We start from the raw sequence: 19,890 nt of genomic DNA on the forward strand, positions 1-19,890 counted from the left end.
TTTTGAACACTTCTGTCAAGCGAGACGCGATGACCCCCTGACGAATTTTCTTCTTTCTGCACCTGCGAAATAACTGATATGAAAATGAAAATATGAATCGCCGCCGCAACAAGCCGAAAGCAGGCTGTTGACAGGGTGACGTTCAAGTGATCCTTTGACCGACAGGAGGAGCAGACGATGAGCGAGATCACGTCAGCACAGGACAGCGGTTTCGCGCTGGATGCGGAAGAGATCGAACAGATCAGCCGCGCCGCCTGGTATTATTACAATGACGGGCTGACGCAGAACCAGATCGCCGACATGCTGGGGGTGTCGCGCATCAAGGTCTCGCCGCTTCTGGAAAAGGGCCGCCAGACCGGGCTGATCGAATTGCGCATCAATTCCCCGCACGAGGGCAGCCTTGGCCTGCAGGAGGAACTGGTCTCGGCCTTCGGCCTGACCGATGCCCGCGTCGTGCCCACGGCCGAGGGGCTGGCGGCGCCGCCGCGGATCGGGCGAGCCTCGGCCAGCCTGCTGACCCAGGCGCTGGCCCCCAATGATCTGCTGGCGATCGGCTGGGGCGAGGCGGTCTCGACCACGCTGCGCTACATGGCGCCGGTGTTTCCGCAATCGAATGTCTCGCTGGTCAGCCTGACCGGCGGGGTTTCGGCCTATATCGGCAATACCGGGCTTTACGGGCCGCAGGGGTTCGCGCATCTGATCCCGACGCCGCTGCGCGTCTCCTCGCCCGATCTGGCCGAGATGCTGCGGGTCGAACCCTATGTGCGCAACGTGCTCGACATGGCGCTGACGGCGCGGACGGCGCTGATCGGGGTGGGGTCGGTGGCGCGGTCCGCCACGCTGGTGCGCTATGGCTATTGCACCGCCTCCGAGATCGAGCTGTTCACCCGGCGCGGCGCGGTGGGCGACATTCTGGGCTATTTCTACGACCGGGACGGGCAGATCCTGGATCTGGACCTGCACCGCCATGTCGTGGCCGTCACCCCCGACGGGCTGCGTCAGATCCCCTCGGTGATCGGCGCGGCGGCGGGACCGGAAAAGGTGGAGGCCATCCTGGGCCTGTTGCGCGGAAAGCTGGCGAATGTCCTTGTGACCGACGAGCCGACCGCGCGCGACTTGTTGCGGAGGATCTGATGACGACTCATCTGCTGGTTCTGGATGCGGGCACGGGCTCGGGCCGGGCCGTTGTTTTCGACCGGGCGGGCAACCAGGTCGGCGTGGCGCAGGAAGAATGGCGCCATCTGCCCGAACCCGGCGTGCCCGGCTCGATGGCCTTTGACATCGCGGGGGGCTGGGCGCTGTTGCGGCGCTGCATTCAGGGCGCGCTGGCCAGCTGCGGGCTGACCGGCCGCGACATCGCCGCGATCAGCGCCACCTCGATGCGCGAGGCGATCGTGCTTTATGACGGCGCGGGGCGGGAAATCTGGGCCTGCGCCAATGTCGACAGCCGCGCCGGCGCCGAGGTGGCCGAGCTGCGGGCCCGCTCGGCCGGTTTCGAGCGCGACTTCTATGACATCTCCGGCGAGGCCTTTGCGCTGGGCGCCCTGCCCCGGCTGAACTGGGTGCGGCGGCACGCCCCCGAGGTTTTCGAACGGGTGCGGGCGATCTCGATGGTGAACGACTGGATCGGCAAGCGGCTGACCGGGGAAATCACGGTGGAGCCGACGAATGGCTCGACGAACGGGCTTCTGGATCTGACGACGCGGCAATGGTCGGAGGTTCTGATCGCCAAGGCCGGGCTTGACCGCGCGATCTTTCCGCGCATCGTCGAGCCGGGCACGGTGATCGGCGAGGTGACGGCCGCGGCCGCCGCCGATACCGGGCTGCGCGCAGGCACGCCGGTGGTGGCGGGCGGCGGCGATGTGCAGCTGGGCGCGATCGGGCTGGGCGTGGTCGAACTTGGCGCGGCGGCGGTTCTGGGGGGTACTTTCTGGCAGCAGGTGGTGAACATCCCGCAGGGCAAGGTGGATGAAACCATGCGGCTGCGGGTGAATGCGGCGGCGCTGCCGGGGATGAACCAGGCCGAGGCGCTGACCTTTTTCGTCGGCCTGACGGCGCGCTGGTTCCGCGATGCCTTCTGTCAGGAAGAGGTGCGACGGGCGGCCGAGACCGGCCGTGACGCCTATGCGCTGATGGAAGAGCTGGCGATGCAGGTTCCGGCCGGGTCGCACGGGATCATCCCGGTCTTTTCCGATGCGATGGATTTCGGCAACTGGTATCACGCCGCGCCCTCGCTGCTGAACCTGTCGATCGATCCGGCGGTGGCCAACAAGGGCTCGATCTTCCGGGCGATTCAGGAAAATGCGGCGATCGTCGCGGCAGTGAACCTGGCCCGGGTCGAGGCTTTCGCGGGCGTCGGCGGCACCGGGCCGCTGGTCCTTGCGGGCGGCGCGGCCAAGGGGGTGCTCTGGCCGCAGATCCTGGCCGATGTGACCGGCCGCGAGATCCACATTCCGGTGGTGCGCGAGGCGACGGCCTTGGGCGGCGCGGCGGCGGCGGCGACGGGCGTGGGCCAGTTCGCCACCATCGCCGAGGCCGGGCGGGCCTTCGTGCGCTGGGACCGGACGATCCGCCCCGACGCGACCAATCGCGCGGTCTACGACGAGGCCCGCGGGCGCTGGCAGGCCGCCTATGCGGCGCAAAAGGCGCTGGTCGATGCCGGGCTGACCACCTCGATGTGGCGCGCCCCGGGCAGCTGAGCCCCGGACGCGTCGCGCAGATGACAGCCGGGCCGATCGGCTCAGCGGCCCGGTGTCGGCGCGGCGGCGACCTGATCCGCCTGCGGGCGGTGCGCTTTCGGATCGTAAAGCGGCGTCAGGCTGGCCTCGGCCGTGAAGATCCGCCCCGCCACATCGATCGTGTAACGCGCCGACAGCAGCTCTGCCGCCGTCTCTCCGGCGCGGCAGGGCACATAGCCAAGCCCGATCGCGCCGCCCAGCGCATGGCCGTAATTGCCCGAAGTAAGCTGCCCGACGATCTTGCCATCGCGCAGGATCGGCTCGTTGTGAAACAGCAGCGGCTCCGGATCGGTCAGGCGAAACTGCACCAGCCGCCGCGTCAGACCGCTCTCGCGCTTGCGCAGCACCGCCTCGCGGCCCAGGAAATCGCCCTTCTCCGGCTTCACCGCAAAGCCCAGCCCGGCTTCCAGCACGTGATCCTCGTCGGTGATGTCATGGCCGAAGTGGCGATAGCCCTTTTCGATCCGGCAACTGTCCATCGCATGCAGCCCGCACAGCCGCAGCCCGACCTCGGCGCCCGCCTTGGCCAGGGTCTCGAACACATGCGCGGCCTGATCGGTCGAGATGTATAGCTCCCAGCCGAGTTCGCCCACATAGCTGACCCGATGCGCCCGCGCGAGGCCCATGCCGATCTCGATCTCCCGCGCCGTGCCAAAGGGATGCGCGGCGTTGGAAAAATCGTCGGGCGAGACGCGGCGCAAAAGATCGCGCGCGCGCGGCCCCATGATCGGCAGCACCGCTTCGGCGGCGGTGACATCGGTGATCGTCACCCGCTCCTCGGTCAGATGCCGCCGCAGCCAGGCCAGATCGCGCGGCAGCGTCGCCCCGGGCACGACAAGGAAGAAGGCGGTTTCCGAAAGCCGGGTGACGGTCAGGTCGCTTTCGATGCCGCCGCGAGGGTTCAGCATCTGCGTATAGACGATGCGGCCGACCGGGACATCGATCTGATTGGCGCAAAGCCGCTGCAGGAAGGCCGTCGCATCGCGCCCCTCGACCCGGATCTTGCCGAAAGAGGTCATGTCGAGAAGCCCCACGCCTTCGCGCAGCGCCATGTGTTCGGCGCGCTGGTTTTCGAACCAGTTCTGCCGCTTCCAGCTGTAGCGATACTCCCGTTCCTGCCCCTCCCGCGCGAACCAGTTCGCGCGCTCCCAGCCCGCCACCTCGCCAAAGACCGCGCCGCGCGCCTTGAGCGCCTCGTGCAGCGGCGAGCGGCGGATGCCCCGCGCGCTTGCCATCTGCCGGAACGGGAAATGATCGGCGTAAAGCAGGCCCAGCGTCTCGCTGACCCGGTCGCGCAGATAGCGGCGGTTGCGCTGGAACGGCTGCGCGCGGCGGATGTCGACCTCCCACAGATCAAAGGGCGGCGCGCCGTCGTGCATCCATTGCGCCAGCGCCATCCCCGCCCCGCCCGAGGAGACGATGCCGATCGAATTGTAGCCCGCCGCCACCCAGTAGCCGCGCAGCTCCGGGGCCTCGCCCAGATAATAGCGGTCGTCGGGGGTGAAGCTCTCGGGACCGTTGAAGAAGGTGTGGATGCCCGCCTTGGCCAGCATCGGCATCCGCGCCACCGCCTGTTCCAGGATCGGTTCGAAATGATCGAAATCCTCGGGCAGCTGGTCGAAGCAGAAGTCCTCGGGAATGCCGTTCATGCCCCAGGGCTTGGCCTTCGGCTCAAAGGCGCCCAGCAGGATTTTCCCTGCATCTTCCTTGTAATAGGCGCATTCGTCGGGCACCCGCAGCACCGGCAATCGCGCCAGATCGGGGATCGTCTCGGTGACGATGTAGAAATGCTCGCAGGCATGCAGCGGCAGGGTGACGCCGTTTTGCGCCGCCAGATCGCGCCCCCACATGCCGCCGCAATTGACCACGTGATCGGCCGCGATATGGCCGCGCGCCCCCGCCATGTCCCAGTCCACGCCGGTTACCCGGCCCGCGACCGAGGTAACCCGCGTCACCTTCACCTGCTCGACGATCCGCGCGCCCGCCATCCGCGCCCCCTTCGCCAGCGCCAGCGCGATATTGCCCGGATCGGCCTGGCCGTCGCCGGGCAGATGCACCCCGGCCACCACGCCGTCGATGTTCAGATGCGGGTAAAGCCGCTGCACCTCGGCCGGGGAAAGCTCGTCGACCGCGACGCCGAAGGCCCGCGCCAACGCCGCCTGCCGAAAGATCTCCTCGCGCCGCTCCGCGCTCAGCGCCACGGTGATCGAGCCGCAGCGCCGGAACCCGGTGGCAAGGCCGGTCTCCGCCTCGAGCCGACCGTAAAGATCGGCGGAATATTTCGCGAGCCGGGTCATGTTCTGGCTGGCGCGCAATTGCCCGATCAGCCCCGCCGCATGCCAGGTGGTGCCCGAGGTGAGCTGCTTGCGCTCCAAAAGCACGATGTCGGTCCAGCCCAGTTTGGCCAGGTGATAGGCGACCGAGCAGCCCGAGATGCCGCCGCCGATGATGACGACGCGGGCTTTTGCGGGAAGATCGGGGGCGGCAGGATCGGGCATGGCGGTATCCGGGGCTGAGGGGAACGGCGGGGCAACGGCCCGCCCCTTCAGCTAGCCCTTGCGCGAATGAAATTTCAACATGAAATTTCATTTTTGGGAATTTGAGGAAAGAAAGTTCATCCCGCGCCGCCGCATGGCTTGAGGTTTTCACCCGCTTTCGGCAGGATGCGGCGCAAAAGGGACCTTTGATGCGCCATCATGTCGGCGATGATATCCGCGCGCTGCGCAAGACGCGGGGGCTGACGCTGAAGCGGCTTGCGGCCGATGTCGGGCGCTCGCTTGGCTGGCTCAGCCAGATCGAGCGCGGCCAGACCACCCCCTCGGTGCGCGACCTCGGGCTGCTGGCAGAGCGGCTGGGGGTCACGCTCAGCTTCTTCTTCCGCTCCTCGGGCCGCGCGCCGCAGGAACAGGGGCTGGTGTTGCGCGCCGCCGACCGCCCCAGCATCGGCTCGGCCGAAACCGGTCTGACCGAGGAGCTGCTCTCGCCCACGCTCGGCGGTTCGTTCGAGATGATCCGCTCGGTCTTCGCGCCGGGGGCCTCCAGCGGCGGCCCGCGCAAGGCCCGCCCGACCGAGGATGGCGGCGTGCTGCTGTCGGGTCGGCTGACGCTGATCCTCGGCGAAACCGAGGTCGCGCTGGCCCCCGGGGACAGTTTCCAGTTTGCCGGGGCCGATTACGGCTGGCGCAACGAGGGCCCCGACCCGGCCGTGGTGATCTGGGTGGTGTCGCCGCCGATCTACTGACGGCGGATCGGCGGCCCCGGATCTGCGGCGCCGCAAGACCATTCGCAGTATGTTAAGCTGTGCGCTTTAAGCTGCGGGGTCTGTCCCTGTGCTCATCTTCGAAGGCCCGGCATGTTTTCATGGTTGAATGCGTTGGATCTCTCGCGGCGTCTGCCGGTGATGATGACGCTTGTCGCGCTGGTGGCGGGGCTTTGTGCCGCCCTGCCCGCCTATCTGATCACCCGGCAGGCACTGCTGGAAAGCTCCGAGGCGACGCTTGACACGCTGGCCCGCGGCCCCGAACAGACGCTGGGCCTGCTGCTCGACGGCACCCGGGCCGATCTTTTGTCGATGGCGCAGGATCGCGCGCTTCAGCGCGCGCTAGTGGCGATGACAGCGGCCTTTGGCACGCTTCCCAACGCCCGGGAGAGGTTGCAAAAGACCTATATCGACGACAATCCGAACCCGCTTGGCGAAAAGAACCGGCTGGTTTCGGCGCAGGATGGCAGCCCCTATGACGCGCTGCATGCCGACCTGCATCCCGGCCTCGCCACGCGTCTGGCCGAGCGCGGCTTTTACGACATCTTCCTGATCGATCCGACGGGCAATGTCGTCTACACCGTCTTCAAGGAACGCGATTTCGCGACGAACCTTCAGACCGGCGAGGGCAAGGAGACCGGGCTTGCCGCGGTCTTCCGCGAGGCGATGACGCTTCCCGGCGGGGGCGCCGCCTTTCGCGATTTCGCCCGTTACGCGCCGAGCGCCGATCTGCCCGCCGCCTTTGTCGCCGCGCCGGTTCTGGACGATGCCGGCAACCGGCTTGGCGTGATCGCGATCCAGCTGCCGATCGGGGCGATGAATGCCGCCGTGCAGAATGTCACCGACGGCAGCGACAGCAAGGCCGCCTATCTGGTCGGGGCGGACGGGCTGTTGCGCTCGGATCTGACGGCGACGCCCGCGGACGACATCCTGACCACGCGCGAGGACAACGCCGCGACCCGGGCCGCGCTGGCGGGCGAAACCGGTGTGCTGCGGGTGCAAGATGCGCGCGGGGATCGCTTCATCGCCTACCGGCCGCTGATGTTTCTGGGCACCAGATGGGCCTTGCTGACCAGTCAGTCGGCGCCCGAATTGTTGTCTCCGCTTTTCCGGATGAGCCTTGCGGTGCTGGGCATCGGCCTTCTTGTGATCGCGGCGGCGGCGGCGCTGGCGGTGCGGCTGTCCGGGTCGATCAGCGGGCCGCTGACCCGGCTCACCTTCGCGATGGACGAGGTCGGACAGGGGCATCTTGACAACGACGTGCCGCATCGCGACCGATCCGACGAAATCGGGCGCATGGCCCGCACGCTGGAACGGTTCCGGCTGGCGCTGGTGCAGGCGCATGAGACCGAAACCCGCCTTGCCGCCGAACGCGAAGCGAATGCCGCGCTGGAACGGGACCGCACACGGCAGGAAATCGAGCGCGAACGTCTGGAGCAACACCGCGCCCGCGAGGCCGAAGACGCCCGCCGCGCCGCGGAAGATGCCCGCCGCGCCGCCATCGACGCCGAACGCGCCACCGCCGACGCCGCCTTGCAACGCGTCGTGACCTCGCTCAGCGCGTCGCTTCGGGCGATGGCCGAGGGGCGGCTCGACGTGACGATCGATCAGTTCTCCGGCGAATCCTTCAAGACATTGCGCACCGATTTCAACGCCGCCGCCGACAGCCTGCGCCAGATCGTCAGCGAAATCTCGACCGCCGCCCGCAGCATCGGCACCGACAGCGACGAGATCGCGAATGCCGCCGTCAGCCTGTCGCGGCGGACGGAATCCTCGGCCGCGGCGCTGGACGAGACCGCCTCGGCCATGCATCAGATGCTGGCCGCGGTGGGCCAGACCAATTCCGGGATCAACAGCGTGCGCAATCTGGCGCAGGATGCCTGTGACCGGGCGAGCCGGTCGCAGGTGACGATGCAGGCGGCGGTCGAGGCGATGCAGCGGATCGAAGCCTCCTCCCAGGCGATCACCCGGATCATCAACGTGATCGACGACATCGCCTTCCAGACCAATCTTCTGGCGCTGAATGCCGGGGTCGAGGCCGCCCGCGCCGGAGAGGCCGGTCGCGGCTTTGCCGTCGTCGCCTCGGAAGTGCGGGCTCTGGCGCAACGGGCGGCCGATTCCGCGGCGCAGATCGGCGCGCTGATTGCCGACAGTGGCGCCCAGGTGAGCGAAGGCGTGTCGCTGGTGCGCGATTGCGGCACGGCGCTGGAAACGATCTCCAGCGCGGTTTCCGACATTTCCGGACGCGTCCGCGAGATCGCCGCAAGCGCCACCGAACAGGAACAGGGCATTTCCGAAGTGACCCGGGCGCTGGGGCAGCTTGATACCGCCACGCAGGAAAACGCCGCGATGTTCGAAGAGACCACCGCGGCAACCACCTCGCTTGCGGCGGCGGTCGCCGATCTGGGCAAGCTGATCGCGCATTTCCGCGGCTGGGAAGAGACGCCGCAGGCAGAGCGGCTGCGCGCCTGAGGCAGGGGCCCGCCAGGTCTCGGCTGCGGCCGGGCGCAGGCTCGAGCGCGGGCACAGCTTCGGCGGCGGGTCCGGGACGGTCGGGCGGCGGTTCGTCGTCAACACCGATCACGTCCAGATCGCGCGCCATCAAGCAGCCGAAGGCCAGCAGATCAAAGCTGTCCCCTTTGTCGGCGGTCTGATCCCCGAACCCGGGCCATGCGACGGCCGGTGTCATGGATATCTGCCGCGCCGAAAGCGGCTTGATTCCACTGGAAACGAATTGCATCACTGCTCCCGGGTTCTATGCCGCCGATCTGATGAAGCTGGCGGCGGCGATCGACGCGCTTGGCTGAGCCGCCCGGGGGCAAGATGGGTTTTGTCTTTCGACATCTGCTGCTGTTCGTCCTGCCGATCGCGCTGGCGATCGGGCTGAACCTTGCCACGGCGCCCTTGCGGCGGGAGCTTTATCAGCGATCGGGCGCGTTTCTGCGCGATCTTTTCTCCAATGACCCGGAGCGTGTTCGGACCACGCTGGAGAAGGCGGGCCAAGGCGGCATCAGCCTGTCGGATGGGCTCGACTGGGGCCTGCGCGCGGCTGTGGTGATCGGGTTTCTGGCCTTTTCGCGGCTGATCCCGAAATCGGCCTCGTCACAAAGTGCGGTGAATTATCTGACCACGCTTTGCATCGGTTTCGGTTTTGCGAAACTCAATGGCGGGTTTGCCGGGCTGGACTGGGTGGAATTGGGCCTTTGCCTGATCATCGGGCTCTGTCTTGCGGTTGTGGGTCTGAGCCGACGGCTGACATCGCTGGCCAGACCCGTCAGCTGAGCCAGCGGCAGACGGGTCTGACAACCGGATGGGATATGGTCGTCATGCCGGGCGGCGGCACCGCCCTGCAAGCGGAGCTTCGGCACCCCCGCCCCGAATTTCGCCGCCAGATGCGGTTCCGGAAATATTCGGCTTGGCAAGACGCGGCAAAGGGCCCCTTGCGCTTGTCGCGGTTCGTTCCGGGGCGTTATTTGCGGCCTGTCATGACACTCTCAACGGCGTGGAACTCGATCCCGGTCAAGCGCCGCGGGATCAGGCGACCCGTTGCGCCGCCTTGCGCTTTGCATAGCGCAGGTCCCGGGCGGCCTTGCGGGCCGCGTCATCGGACAGCACCAGCGCAATGCGGCGCGCTTGCGCCTGTTTTCCCGCCTCGAGGGCCGCAACTTCGGCGGCTTTTCGCTGCGCCTCTGCCTCGGCCACTGCGGCGGCTTCGGCGGCGGCACTCTCCTGCGCTTTCCGCTTCTCCGCTTCGCGCGCCGCCTGCCTTGCGTCGCGCAACCGTGCCACCTCGGCGCGGGCAGCGCGCTTCAGGACCAGATCCGGCGCGGAAGTCGCGCTTTTGAATTTCTCCAGCAGCGCCACTTTGGCACTGATCGCATCGTGTCTGCGATCAGAATAGTCCTTGGTTTTCAACATGCGATGTCCTTGATGTGCGGGATGAAGCCAACCGGATCCGTCCGGCCGGTTTCATGCGGTGGTTTTGGCGCGCAGAACGGCAATCGCCTTTCCGGCCTGTTCCCTTTCAAGACGCGCCGTTCTGAGCCGGAGGGTTTTGGCGGCGCGTTCGGAGATCTCGCTATCCTGTTCCTGCAGGGCGCGGGTGCGCTCCAGAAATTGCGATTGCGTCTTGCTGAAGGCGATTTCCGCAAGCTGACGCGCCTTGCTCATTTGACCAGACATGAGAACCTCCGATGTCGAGAAAGCTGCAATCCGGCCCGGAAGGACGATTTCTCCCACCGGCACCGCAGTATTCGGGCGCTGAAAACGAACCTGGCGGCGCGGGATTTCCGGCCCGCGCGGCGCAGCGGTTACGCGCAGCCGACGGGCTGTTCGACCGCGCGCCGGGCGGTGTAGCCGACCAGGTCTTCCGGGACGAAACCGGCCGACCTTGCCGCGGCGGTAAAGGCACGCCGCGCCACCCCCACGGGAACCAGACAATCCATGGCGGCTTCGACCTGCTTGAGGGCCGTCAACCGCGCCTCATCGGCAATCGGCCATCTTTTCAGCAACCAGTATTTCACTTGTTCGATCGTGCTGAACTGCTGCACGTCCCCTTCCGGAGACATGACGAAGGACAGGGGTTTCCCCCAGATAATTTCAATCAACCGTAAGTCTTTCTTGAACGGGAAACGGGAAAAGCGGATCGCCTCTCCGACGTTGCCGGGAAAGCGGGTCCGGCCTCCGGCCGATCCCGCTTTCGATCTTGCCTGAATCTCAGGCGAGGACGAGATTCGTGGCCGACTCGCGGCCATTGCGATCCCGCTCGAGATCGAACGAAACCGCCTGGCCATCATTCAGCCCGCGGAGGCCCGCACGTTCCAGCGCGGTCACATGGACGAAAACGTCCTTCGTGCCGCTTTCCGGGGCGATAAAGCCGAAACCTTTGATTGCATTGAACCATTTCACGGTGCCATTGGCCATCGTGTTCACTCCTTCAGGGGAATGCTGCCCGCAGAATGCGACAGCCCGGCTTGGTCAGACGAGAGAGCAGACTGAAGCCGATGAAGGAGACAGGGTGCGGTCGGGAAAAACTTCGCTGAAACCTGTATAGCTGAATTTGCAGATTTTGCAACGAGTCTTTCGGGGTTTTCAAAACAATCCCTTTGCGAAGGGTCCGGGCGGGTTGCAGCCGCAAGCTGCATCCCGATGGGGCCTGTCGGCGGGGCTTGCGAGGCGAGGAAGACGCGGCCTCCACCAAATCTCCACAAACCCTGCGCAAATCATCGACGCGGGGCTGTCATGGGCCTGGCCGAACCGATCTGGGACCGATTGCCATGACCTGCCCGCCCGTCTTGCCCCTTCTTCTTCTCTGCGCCCTGATCGCAACGCCGGTTTTCCGCCTGACGGCCGGGGTGCCGGAGGAGGAGAGCCCGCCGCCGCTGCGCCTTGGCATTGCCACCGTGACCGCCGAGCCGGTCGTGCTGTCGGACACCGTTCCGGGGCGGGTGGCGGCGTCGCGGCGGGTCGAGATCCGGCCGCAGGTCGGCGGGCTGATCCTTGAACGCCCTGCGGAGGGGGGCCGGGTCGCGGCGGGCGACGTGCTTTTCCGCCTCGATCCCGCGCCGCTCAGCGCCGAGCTGGCCAGTGCCGAGGCGGTTCTGGCCCGGGCCCTTGCCGCAAGGGATCAGGCCCGCCGTGCGCTGGGTCGGTCCGAAACCCTGCTGGCGCGCGATGTCACCAGCGCCGAAAAGACCGAGGCCGCCCGCAGCGATCTGGCCTTGGCCGAGGCCAGCCTGGCCGAGGCGCAGGCCAGTGTCGAACGCCGCAGGCTTGATCTGCAACAGGCCACGTTGAAGGCCCCGATCACGGGCCATGTCGCGGCAGGGGTGGCCGAGATCGGCACGCTGGCCGTGCCGGGGGCCGACCGGCCGCTGGCGGTGGTTCAGGATCTCGACCGGGTTCACATCGATCTGCGGCTGCCCGCGACGCAGCTTGCGGCGATTCGGGCCGCCGCAGCGGCGGGGCTGGGCGATGTCGAGATTCTGGGCGATGACGCGCAGCCCCATCCGGCGCGGGGGCGGCTCGATTTTGCCGATACCGTCATCGATCCCGGCACCGGCACCGTCACGCTGCGCGTCACGGTCGCAAACCCCGGCCTTGCGCTTTTGCCGGGCCAATATGTCCGGGCACGGCTGCCGCGCGGGGTGTTGCCCGCGGCGGTTCTGGTGCCCGAGGAAGCGGTCTTGCGCGACAGCGCGGGCGGCGCGCAGATCGTCGTCGTCTCGGACGGCAACCGCGCCGAACGCCGCCCCGTCACCCTGGGCGAGCGCCTTGGCGGGCGGGTGATCGTCGCCGCCGGGCTGCGTCCGGGCGAGACCGTCGCCGTTCTGGGCCAGGACCGCGTCGCCGAAGGCCCCGCCGTTGCCGTCACCACCACGCCCGCCCCAATCAGGTAAGCCGAACCGATGCCGCGTTTCTTCATCGACCGCCCGATCTTCGCCATCGTCATCGCGATTTTCATTGCGCTGGCGGGGCTTGTGGCGATTCCGCAGCTGCCCGTCGCGCGCTTCCCCGAGGTGGCGCCGCCTTCGATCAGCATCTTTGCCACTTATGCCGGGGCCGATGCGCAGACGGTGAATGACAGTGTCGTGCGCCCGATCGAGCGGGAACTGGCCAGCGTCAAGAACGTGATTTCGGTCGACTCGAGCGTCGATGCCACCGGCGGGGCGACGCTCTTCCTGACCTTCAAGCCGGGCACCAACCCCGAGATGGCGCAGGTCGATGTGCAGAACCGGCTGAAAAACGCCGAGGCGCTGCTGCCCGAAGAGGTGCGCCGGGCCGGGATCGGGGTCGAGGCGGCCGAGCAGGGGTTCCTGATGGTGCTGACGCTGAAATCGCGCAGCGGTGCCATGGACGAGCTGAGCCTTGGCGATTACCTCAGCCGCACCCTGTCGGAGGAGTTGAAACGCCTGCCCGGGGTCGGGCGGGTGCAGCCTTTCGGCTCGGAACGGGCGCTGCGGATCTGGGTCGATCCGGCGAGGCTGGCGGCTTACGGGCTGGGCCTGTCCGACGTGACCGAGGCGATCGCGCGCGAAAACATCCGCGCGACGCCGGGCCGGGTGGGCGATGCGCCGACGGTGCCGGGCACCCGCGTTTCGACGCCGCTGATCCTGCAAGGCCAGCTGACCACGCCCGAGGCCTTTGCCGCCATTCCCCTGCGCGCGGGCCTGGACGGATCGCGGCTTACGCTCGGCGATGTCGCGCGGGTGGAGATCGGCGCGCAGACGCTCGCCTTCAGCGTCAGCGCGAATGGCAAGCCCGCCGCGGCGGCCGCCGTGCAGATGGCGCCCGGCGCCAATGCCCTGCGCACCGCCGCCGCGATCGAGGCGCGGCTGGACGAATTGCGCCCAAGCCTGCCCGGTGACATGGAGGTGACGATCTCCTACAACACCGCGCCCTTCGTGAAGGTCTCGATCGCCAAGGTGATCAGCACGCTCTTCGAGGCGATGGCGCTGGTGTTCCTTGTGATGCTGCTCTTCCTGCAAAACCTGCGCTACACGCTGATCCCGACCATCGTGGCGCCGATCGCGCTTTTGGGCACCTTTGCCGTGATGGCCCTGGCGGGCTATTCCATCAACGTGCTGAGCATGTTCGGCATGGTGCTGGCGATCGGCATCATCGTCGATGACGCCATCGTCGTGGTCGAGAATGTCGAGCGGATCATGGCCCGGCAGGGGCTGTCGCCCAAGGCCGCCACCCGGCAGGCGATGGACGAGATTTCCGGCGCCATCATCGGCATCACCCTGGTGCTGGCCGCGGTCTTCATTCCGATGGGGCTGGCGGGCGGATCGGTGGGGGCGATCTACCGGCAGTTCACCCTGTCGATGGCGGTCTCGATCCTCATCTCGGCCTTCCTTGCGCTGACGCTGACGCCCGCGCTTTGCGCCACGCTGCTCAAACCCGCCACCGCCCATGCAAGCACCGGATTTTTCGGCGCCTTCAACCGCGGCTTTGCGGCGCTTTCTGTGCGCTATACCGGCTGGGTCGGCCTGGTGCTGCGGCGCGGCGGGCGGATGGCGGGGCTGTATCTCGCCCTGCTTGCCGTGCTGGCCATCGGCTACACGCGCCTGCCCACCGCCTTCGTCCCCGAGGAGGATCAGGGCAATTTCATCACCACGGTCGAGCTGCCCGCCGGGGCCACGGCCGAACGCACCCGCGCCGTCGTCGCCGCCTTCGAGGCCCATGCCGCGACCCGCCCCGCCATCGACGAGACGACGGTGATCCTGGGCTTCGGCTTCACCGGATCGGGCCCGAATGCCGCGCAGGCCTTTGCCAGCCTCAAGGACTGGTCGGATCGCGAGGTCAGCGTCGATGACGAGATCGCCGCGGCCGAGGCGGCGATGGCCGAGGTGCCCGAGGGCACGGTGAGCGTGATGAAACCGCCTGCCATTGAATCGCTTGGCACCACCTCGGGCTTTTCGCTGCGGCTCGAAGACCGCGCCAATGCGGGGCCGGTCGCGCTGAAAGCTGCCGTCGATCAGCTGGTTGCGATGGCCGCCGAAAGCCCGTTGCTGCGCGACGTGATGTCCGAGGGGCTGCCAGACGGCCCGAGCATTGCCTTGCAGATCGACCGGCCCAAGGCGCAGGCGCTGGGGCTGTCCTTTGCCGCGATCAATGACACGATCTCGACCGCCATCGGCTCGGGCCATGTCAGCGATTTCCCGAACCAGGGAAGGATGCAGCAGGTGATCGTGCAGGCCGATGCCCCGGCGCGGATGCATGTCGAAGACGTGCTGCGCCTTGAGACCCGCAATGCCGAAGGGGGCATGGTGCCGCTCTCTGAAGTGGTGCGGCCGGTCTGGACCTTTGCGCCCTTGGCGCTGAGCCGCTTCAACGGCTATCCCGCCACCGGGATCTCGGGCGCCGCCGCGCCGGGGGTGTCGAGCGGCGCCGCCATGGCCGAGATGGAGCGGCTGGCGCAGACCCTGCCCAAAGGCTTCGCACTCGACTGGGTCGGGCAATCGGCGCAGGAAAAGCAGGCCGCGGGGCAAGCGCCCCTGCTGCTCGCCGCTTCGATGCTGGTGGTGTTTCTGGTGCTGGCGGCACTTTACGAAAGCTGGTCGATCCCGGTCGCGGTGCTGCTGGTGGTGCCCCTCGGCGTCCTTGGCGCGGTCACGGCGGTGCTGATCCGCGGCGGCGAGAATGACGTCTTCTTCAAGGTCGGTCTGATCACGATCATCGGGCTGTCGGCGAAGAACGCGATCCTGATGATCGAATTCGCCCGCCATCTGCGCGACCAGGGGTTCGGCCCCTGCCGCGCGATCCTGCAAGCCGCGCGGCTGCGGCTGCGGCCGATCCTGATGACCTCGCTTGCCTTTATCCTTGGGGTGGTGCCCTTGATGCTGGCCCATGGCGCGGGGTCCGAGATCCAGAACGCCATCGGCACCGGGGTGTTCGGCGGCATGATCTCGGCCACGGTGCTGGCGGTTTTCTTCATTCCCGTGCTCTATATCCTTGTCAGCCTGCGCGCTGCCCCTTTCCGACGGACCAAGCCATGACGAACGCGCTGATCCTGATCATCGAAGACGAACCCGAGATTGCCGAGATTCTGGAAAGCTATTTCGCCCGCGAAGGATTCCGGGTGATCTGCGCGGGCGACGGGCCTTTGGGTCTGGCGCATCACCAGCGGCTGCGCCCCGATCTTGTCGTGCTCGACATCAAATTGCCCGGGCTGGACGGCTACGAGGTGCTGGCCACGATCCGGCGCCGGGGCGAGACGCCGGTGATCATGGTCACGGCGCTGGCCGAGGATCTGGACAAGCTGCAGGCCCTGCGCATCGGCGCCGATGATTACGTGGTCAAGCCCTTCAACCCGCTTGAGATCGTGGCCCGCGCCCGCGCCGTGCTGCGCCGCACCTTGGGGCGCGCGCCCGAAACCCTGCTGCGGCTGGGTCCGCTCAGCGTCGATCCGCAGGCGATCCGCGCCGTGGTCGAGACCGCCGCGGGGCCGGTGCCGCTCGATCTGACACCCACGGAATTTCGCATCCTTGCGCATATGGCCGCCGCGCCGGGCCGGGCTTTCGCCCGCGCCGATCTGGTCGATGCCTGCCTGCCCGAGGGCGAGGCGCTCGATCGCACCGTCGACAGCCATGTCAGCAACCTGCGCCGCAAGCTTTCCGCCGCCGGGGCCGAGGGGCTTTTGACCGGGGTGCGCGGTATCGGCTACCGGCTGGAGGCGCCGCATGGCCGGTAAGGGCGCCAATCTCCGCTCGCAGATCACCCGCGCGATGATCGGGCTGACGCTGACGGCCTTTGCGGTCGTCTATTTCGGCATGATGGCCTATTTTTTCGTGATTTACGAATGGCTTTACCCCGATGCCACGGCGGATGAAAGCTGGCGGCTGGGCGATACGGTGATGGTCGGGCTGGTGCTGGGCTTTGGTCTTCTCAGCGCCGCGCTGATCGGCTGGCGGCTGGGGCGGCGGATCCTCGCGCCGCTGGAAACGGTGGCCGTCGCGGCCCGCCAGATCGCCAGCGGCGATTTTTCCGCCCGTGCCGGTCTGCCGCGGGGCAGCTTCGGCGAGGCGGGCGATCTGGTGGCCGATTTCAACCGCATGGCCGAGCGGCTGCAACAGGCCGAGGCGGAACTGGCCTATTCGAATTCCGCTATCGCGCATGAATTGCGCACCCCCCTGACGATCCTGCGCGGGCGCTTGCAGGGGCTGCTCGATGGCGTCTTCGCGCCCGGCCCGCAGCTTTACGCCCGGCTGATCGCCCATGTCGATGATCTTTCCGCCATCGTCGAGGAGCTGCGCACGCTGGCCCTTGGCACCGCCGGGCAGCTCGATCTGATCTGCGCCCCGGTCGATCTGGCCGCGGAGGCCGAGGCGGCGCTCGACGCGCTCGACGCAGAGCTGGCCGGGGCCGGGCTGGTCGTGACCCGCCGCCTTGCCCCCGCCGTGACCCGGGCCGACCGGGCGCGGCTGCGCCAGGCCTTTGTCGCGGTGCTGGAAAACGCCTGCCGCTATGCGCCGCAGGCCGGGCTTTTGGTCGAAACCGGCGTCGCCGGGGAGACGGTCTATTTCCGCTGCACCGACAGCGGCCCGGGCCTCTCGCCCGAGGGCCGCGCCCGCGCCTTCGAGCGGTTCTGGCGCGCAGAGGCCTCGCGCGGGCGCAGCCTTGGCGGCTCGGGGCTGGGCCTGCCGATCGTGCGCGCCATCGCCCGCGCCCATGGCGGCGAGGCGCTGATCCTGCCCGACAGCCCCGGGCTGACGGTGGAAATCCGTCTGCCCTGCCGCAAAGTTTCCCTTTCGGAGCAAGACTTTGATGACCAATGATCCCGACACCGCCGAGACCTACGACACTCTCGCCGCCCGGCATGTCTCGCTCGCCCGGGTGCTTGCCCTTTTCGCCCCCTATCGGCGCCGCATCGCCGGGGTGGTCGCGCTGATGCTGCTTGCCGCCGCGATCGGTCTGGCCGGGCCGTTCCTGTTGCGCGCCGTGATCGATGTGGCGCTGCCCGGGCAGGATCTGGGGCTGCTCCTGCTTCTGGTCGGCGGCATGGTCACGGTGGCGCTGGCCGCCGCGGCGGTGGGCGCCTGGCAGGTGGTGCTGACCGCGCGCATCGGCCAGGCGATCCTGCACGATCTGCGGGTCCGGCTTTACGCGCATCTGCAAAGCCTGTCGCTGCGCTTCTTCACCGGCACCCGGACGGGCGAGGTGCAATCGCGCATCGCGGGCGACATTTCGGGCCTGCAGGCGATGCTGACCGAGACCGCCTCGGAACTCGGCCGGGCGCTGTCCGCGGTGGTGATGACCGCCATCGCCATCGTGATCCTGGATTGGCGGCTGGCGCTTTTCGTTCTGGTCATCGTGCCGGGCACGGTGCTGATCAGCCACCGCGTCGCCAGGCTGCGCGAGGCGCTGATGTGGCAGCGTCAGGCCCGGGCCGCCGATCTTTCCGCCGCGGTGCAGGAGACGCTCTCGGTGCCGGGGATCATTCTGGCCCGCACGATGGGGCGCGGCCCGCATCTGACGCGCCGCTTTGCGCGGCTCTCGGACGATCTGGCGCGGCTTGACGCGCGGGCGCAGACGGCGGGCGAAGGGCAGTGGATGCTGATCGGCTTTGCGCTCGCCGTTCTGCCCGCGCTGACGCTGCTCGCAGGCGGGCTGTTGATGCGCAGCGACGATCCGGCCAGCATCGGCACGCTGGTGGCGATGATCGCGCTGCAGGAACAGCTTCTGTGGCCCTTTGAACAGCTTCTGGAAATCGGCCGCGACCTGCGCAAGACTCGCGCGCTCTTCGCCCGGATCTTCGAATATCTCGACACGCCGGTCGAAATTACGGAGCGCCCGGCGCCGGTCACGCTGGAGCGTGCCCGGATGCGCGGCGCCATCGAGCTGGACCATGTCAGCTTTTCCTATGCCGGCGCCGCCCGCCCGGCGGTGGACGATATCAGCCTGAACATCCCGGCGGGCAGCCATGTCGCCATCGTCGGGCCGACCGGCTCGGGCAAGACGACGCTCGGCTATCTCTTGGCGCGGCTTTACGATGTCGATCACGGCGCGATCCGTTTCGACGGGATCGACCTGCGCGATCTGAGCTTCGGGACGCTGTCGCAGATGCTGGGCGTGGTCTCGCAGGAACCCTATCTGCTGCATGCCTCGGTGGCGGAAAACCTGCGCTTTGCCCGCCCCGAGGCGAGTGACGCCGAGCTGATCGCCGCGGCGAAAGTGGCGCAGATCCACGATCATATCGCCGCCCTGCCCGAGGGCTACGAGACCCGGGTTGGCGAAGGCGGGTTCCGCTTTTCGGGCGGCGAGAAACAGCGTCTGGCGCTGGCCCGCACGATCCTGCGCGACCCGCCGATCCTGCTTCTGGACGAGGCGACGAGCGCGCTCGATACCCGCACCGAAAGGGCGATGTCGGAAGCGCTCGACGGGCTGGCAAGGGGGCGCACCACCATCACTATCGCGCATCGGCTCTCGACGGTGCGGCATGCCGACCGGATCGTGGTGATGCAGGCCGGGCGGGTGGTCGAAGAGGGCCCGCATGAGACCTTGCGCGCGCAAGGCGGTCTTTACGCCAAACTGCTGCGCGGCACCTGAGCGCGGGATGCGGGCCTGTGTTCAGTCCCTGCATCTGGTGGGCCATGTTGCGCGCGATCAGCTTCCGGACGGACGTTGAACAGCTTTCGGACGAAAATTTTTACCAGCACGCAAATCCTGACGCGCTCCGACCGCCTCTGCCTTGGCAACGCCCCGGTCGATCCGGTCAGAGCGCCCCGGCCGGATAAAGGCTGAGCAGGAAGAGGCTTCCGGCGCCGATCGTCAGCGCCCCGCCCGGATGCGCGCCCCCCTTTGGTGACGGTCGTTCCCGCGGCCTCGGTCGGAATGACCGAACTGACGGCGGCGCCGGTCTCCAGCTGCGCCCCCCACAGGCAAAGCTCCGAGGCGCCATCCCCCGGGTAAGAGGTCGCGCCATTCGCACTGGCAATGCTCGGGTAAAAGTTGAAATTGCCGCTTGCCGCCTGCGTCTGCGTCACGCTGCAGCGATACCAGCCATTCCCCGCCGCCACGATCTGCGCCACATGCCCCGCCGCGCCCTGCGACACCACCCCGAGCGTCCCCGTCTGCAGGTCGAAATAGGTGGTGCGGAAGGCATTCGCGCTGTCGGCGGTCACCAGGGCAAACCACCGACGCTCGGCCGCCTTGACGAAGATCGAGGCGGTCACGGAGGTCCCCGCCGCGATCTGCGTCCCGGTGCGGGCGACGAAATGGCTGTTGTTGCTGGTATCTTCGACAAGCTTGTCGGCCGTCATCGTGCCATTCGGGGCCAGCGCGGCATTTGCTAGCACGCTGGCCCGGGTTTTCCCCCAGGAGGCGGCCTCGAACTGCGCGCTGCTGTATTGACCCAGTGAAATCCTGCTCATTCTACACAGGAGAACGTGG

At 67.6% G+C, this 19,890-nt stretch carries 16 protein-coding genes; 10 read left to right on the top strand and 6 right to left on the bottom strand.

Translation table 11 applies throughout. From position 1 onward, the window contains the following. The first annotated feature begins 177 nt into the window (after positions 1–177). Both RCAP_RS14270 and lsrK read left to right on the top strand, forming a co-directional pair. Positions 178–1,134, top strand: a complete 957-nt coding sequence (locus RCAP_RS14270; protein ID WP_013068586.1) for a sugar-binding transcriptional regulator — start codon at positions 178–180, stop codon at positions 1,132–1,134. After that, positions 1,134–2,699, top strand: a complete 1,566-nt coding sequence (gene lsrK, locus RCAP_RS14275; protein ID WP_013068587.1) for an autoinducer-2 kinase — start codon at positions 1,134–1,136, stop codon at positions 2,697–2,699. Before RCAP_RS14270 ends, lsrK begins: the two co-directional genes overlap by 1 nt. Before the next feature lie 41 nt (positions 2,700–2,740). Here lsrK and RCAP_RS14280 read toward each other — a convergent pair whose 3' ends face one another. After that, entirely contained in the window at positions 2,741–5,236 is a 2,496-nt protein-coding gene (locus RCAP_RS14280; protein ID WP_013068588.1) for a GcvT family protein, read from the bottom strand. Between the two features lie 188 nt (positions 5,237–5,424). Here RCAP_RS14280 and RCAP_RS14285 point away from each other — a divergent pair, with 188 nt between their 5' ends. The 3 genes from RCAP_RS14285 (at position 5,425) to RCAP_RS14295 (ending at position 9,279) form a co-directional block, all read left to right on the top strand. Then, positions 5,425–5,979 (top strand): helix-turn-helix domain-containing protein, encoded by a 555-nt coding sequence (locus RCAP_RS14285; protein ID WP_013068589.1) that lies wholly within the window; start codon positions 5,425–5,427, stop codon positions 5,977–5,979. A 111-nt stretch (positions 5,980–6,090) separates the two neighbouring features. Next, on the top strand, positions 6,091–8,469 hold the full coding sequence (locus tag RCAP_RS18630; RefSeq protein WP_013068590.1) for a methyl-accepting chemotaxis protein: 2,379 nt from the start codon (positions 6,091–6,093) through the stop codon (positions 8,467–8,469). 351 nt (positions 8,470–8,820) lie between these two features. Further along, positions 8,821–9,279: a hypothetical protein gene (locus tag RCAP_RS14295; RefSeq protein WP_013068592.1), complete on the top strand. Its 459-nt coding sequence runs from the start codon at positions 8,821–8,823 to the stop codon at positions 9,277–9,279. Positions 9,280–9,531: 252 nt separating this feature from the next. Here RCAP_RS14295 and RCAP_RS14300 read toward each other — a convergent pair whose 3' ends face one another. From RCAP_RS14300 to RCAP_RS14315, 4 genes are all read right to left on the bottom strand, one after another. Further along, a complete protein-coding gene (locus RCAP_RS14300) occupies positions 9,532–9,915 on the bottom strand; it encodes a DUF6481 family protein (RefSeq protein ID WP_013068593.1) in 384 nt (127 codons plus the stop codon). 51 nt (positions 9,916–9,966) lie between these two features. Next, complete coding sequence (locus RCAP_RS14305) at positions 9,967–10,167, bottom strand: hypothetical protein (RefSeq protein WP_238530200.1); 201 nt, start codon at positions 10,165–10,167, stop codon at positions 9,967–9,969. 140 nt (positions 10,168–10,307) lie between these two features. Beyond that, positions 10,308–10,565, bottom strand: coding sequence for a DUF982 domain-containing protein (locus RCAP_RS19950; RefSeq protein WP_238530201.1), 258 nt, complete (start codon positions 10,563–10,565; stop codon positions 10,308–10,310). Positions 10,566–10,713: 148 nt separating this feature from the next. Beyond that, positions 10,714–10,920, bottom strand: coding sequence for a cold-shock protein (locus tag RCAP_RS14315; RefSeq protein ID WP_013068596.1), 207 nt, complete (start codon positions 10,918–10,920; stop codon positions 10,714–10,716). A 371-nt stretch (positions 10,921–11,291) separates the two neighbouring features. Here RCAP_RS14315 and RCAP_RS14320 point away from each other — a divergent pair, with 371 nt between their 5' ends. The 5 genes from RCAP_RS14320 to RCAP_RS14340 are packed head-to-tail and all read left to right on the top strand — an operon-like array spanning position 11,292 to position 19,047. Continuing rightward, complete coding sequence (locus RCAP_RS14320; RefSeq protein WP_238530202.1) at positions 11,292–12,395, top strand: efflux RND transporter periplasmic adaptor subunit; 1,104 nt, start codon at positions 11,292–11,294, stop codon at positions 12,393–12,395. Positions 12,396–12,404: 9 nt separating this feature from the next. Next, positions 12,405–15,497, top strand: coding sequence for a multidrug efflux RND transporter permease subunit (locus RCAP_RS14325; RefSeq protein WP_013068598.1), 3,093 nt, complete (start codon positions 12,405–12,407; stop codon positions 15,495–15,497). Further along, positions 15,494–16,192 carry a response regulator gene (locus RCAP_RS14330; protein ID WP_013068599.1) on the top strand — a complete coding sequence of 233 codons (699 nt, stop codon included), beginning with the start codon at positions 15,494–15,496 and terminating at the stop codon, positions 16,190–16,192. The genes RCAP_RS14325 and RCAP_RS14330 overlap by 4 nt, the downstream gene beginning before the upstream one ends. Then, a complete protein-coding gene (locus tag RCAP_RS14335; RefSeq protein WP_013068600.1) occupies positions 16,182–17,276 on the top strand; it encodes an ATP-binding protein in 1,095 nt (364 codons plus the stop codon). Before RCAP_RS14330 ends, RCAP_RS14335 begins: the two co-directional genes overlap by 11 nt. Next, complete coding sequence (locus RCAP_RS14340; protein WP_013068601.1) at positions 17,266–19,047, top strand: ABC transporter ATP-binding protein; 1,782 nt, start codon at positions 17,266–17,268, stop codon at positions 19,045–19,047. Before RCAP_RS14335 ends, RCAP_RS14340 begins: the two co-directional genes overlap by 11 nt. Here the strand turns inward: RCAP_RS14340 and RCAP_RS14345 are convergent. Continuing rightward, the gene (locus tag RCAP_RS14345) at positions 19,020–19,871 is read right to left on the bottom strand and encodes a phage head spike fiber domain-containing protein (RefSeq protein ID WP_013068602.1); all 852 of its coding nucleotides are present in this window, start codon (positions 19,869–19,871) and stop codon (positions 19,020–19,022) included. The genes RCAP_RS14340 and RCAP_RS14345 overlap by 28 nt on opposite strands. Between the last annotated feature and the right edge of the window lie 19 nt (positions 19,872–19,890).

The sequence above is a fragment of the Rhodobacter capsulatus SB 1003 genome (assembly GCF_000021865.1).
In the GTDB taxonomy this organism is placed as follows: domain Bacteria; phylum Pseudomonadota; class Alphaproteobacteria; order Rhodobacterales; family Rhodobacteraceae; genus Rhodobacter; species Rhodobacter capsulatus_B.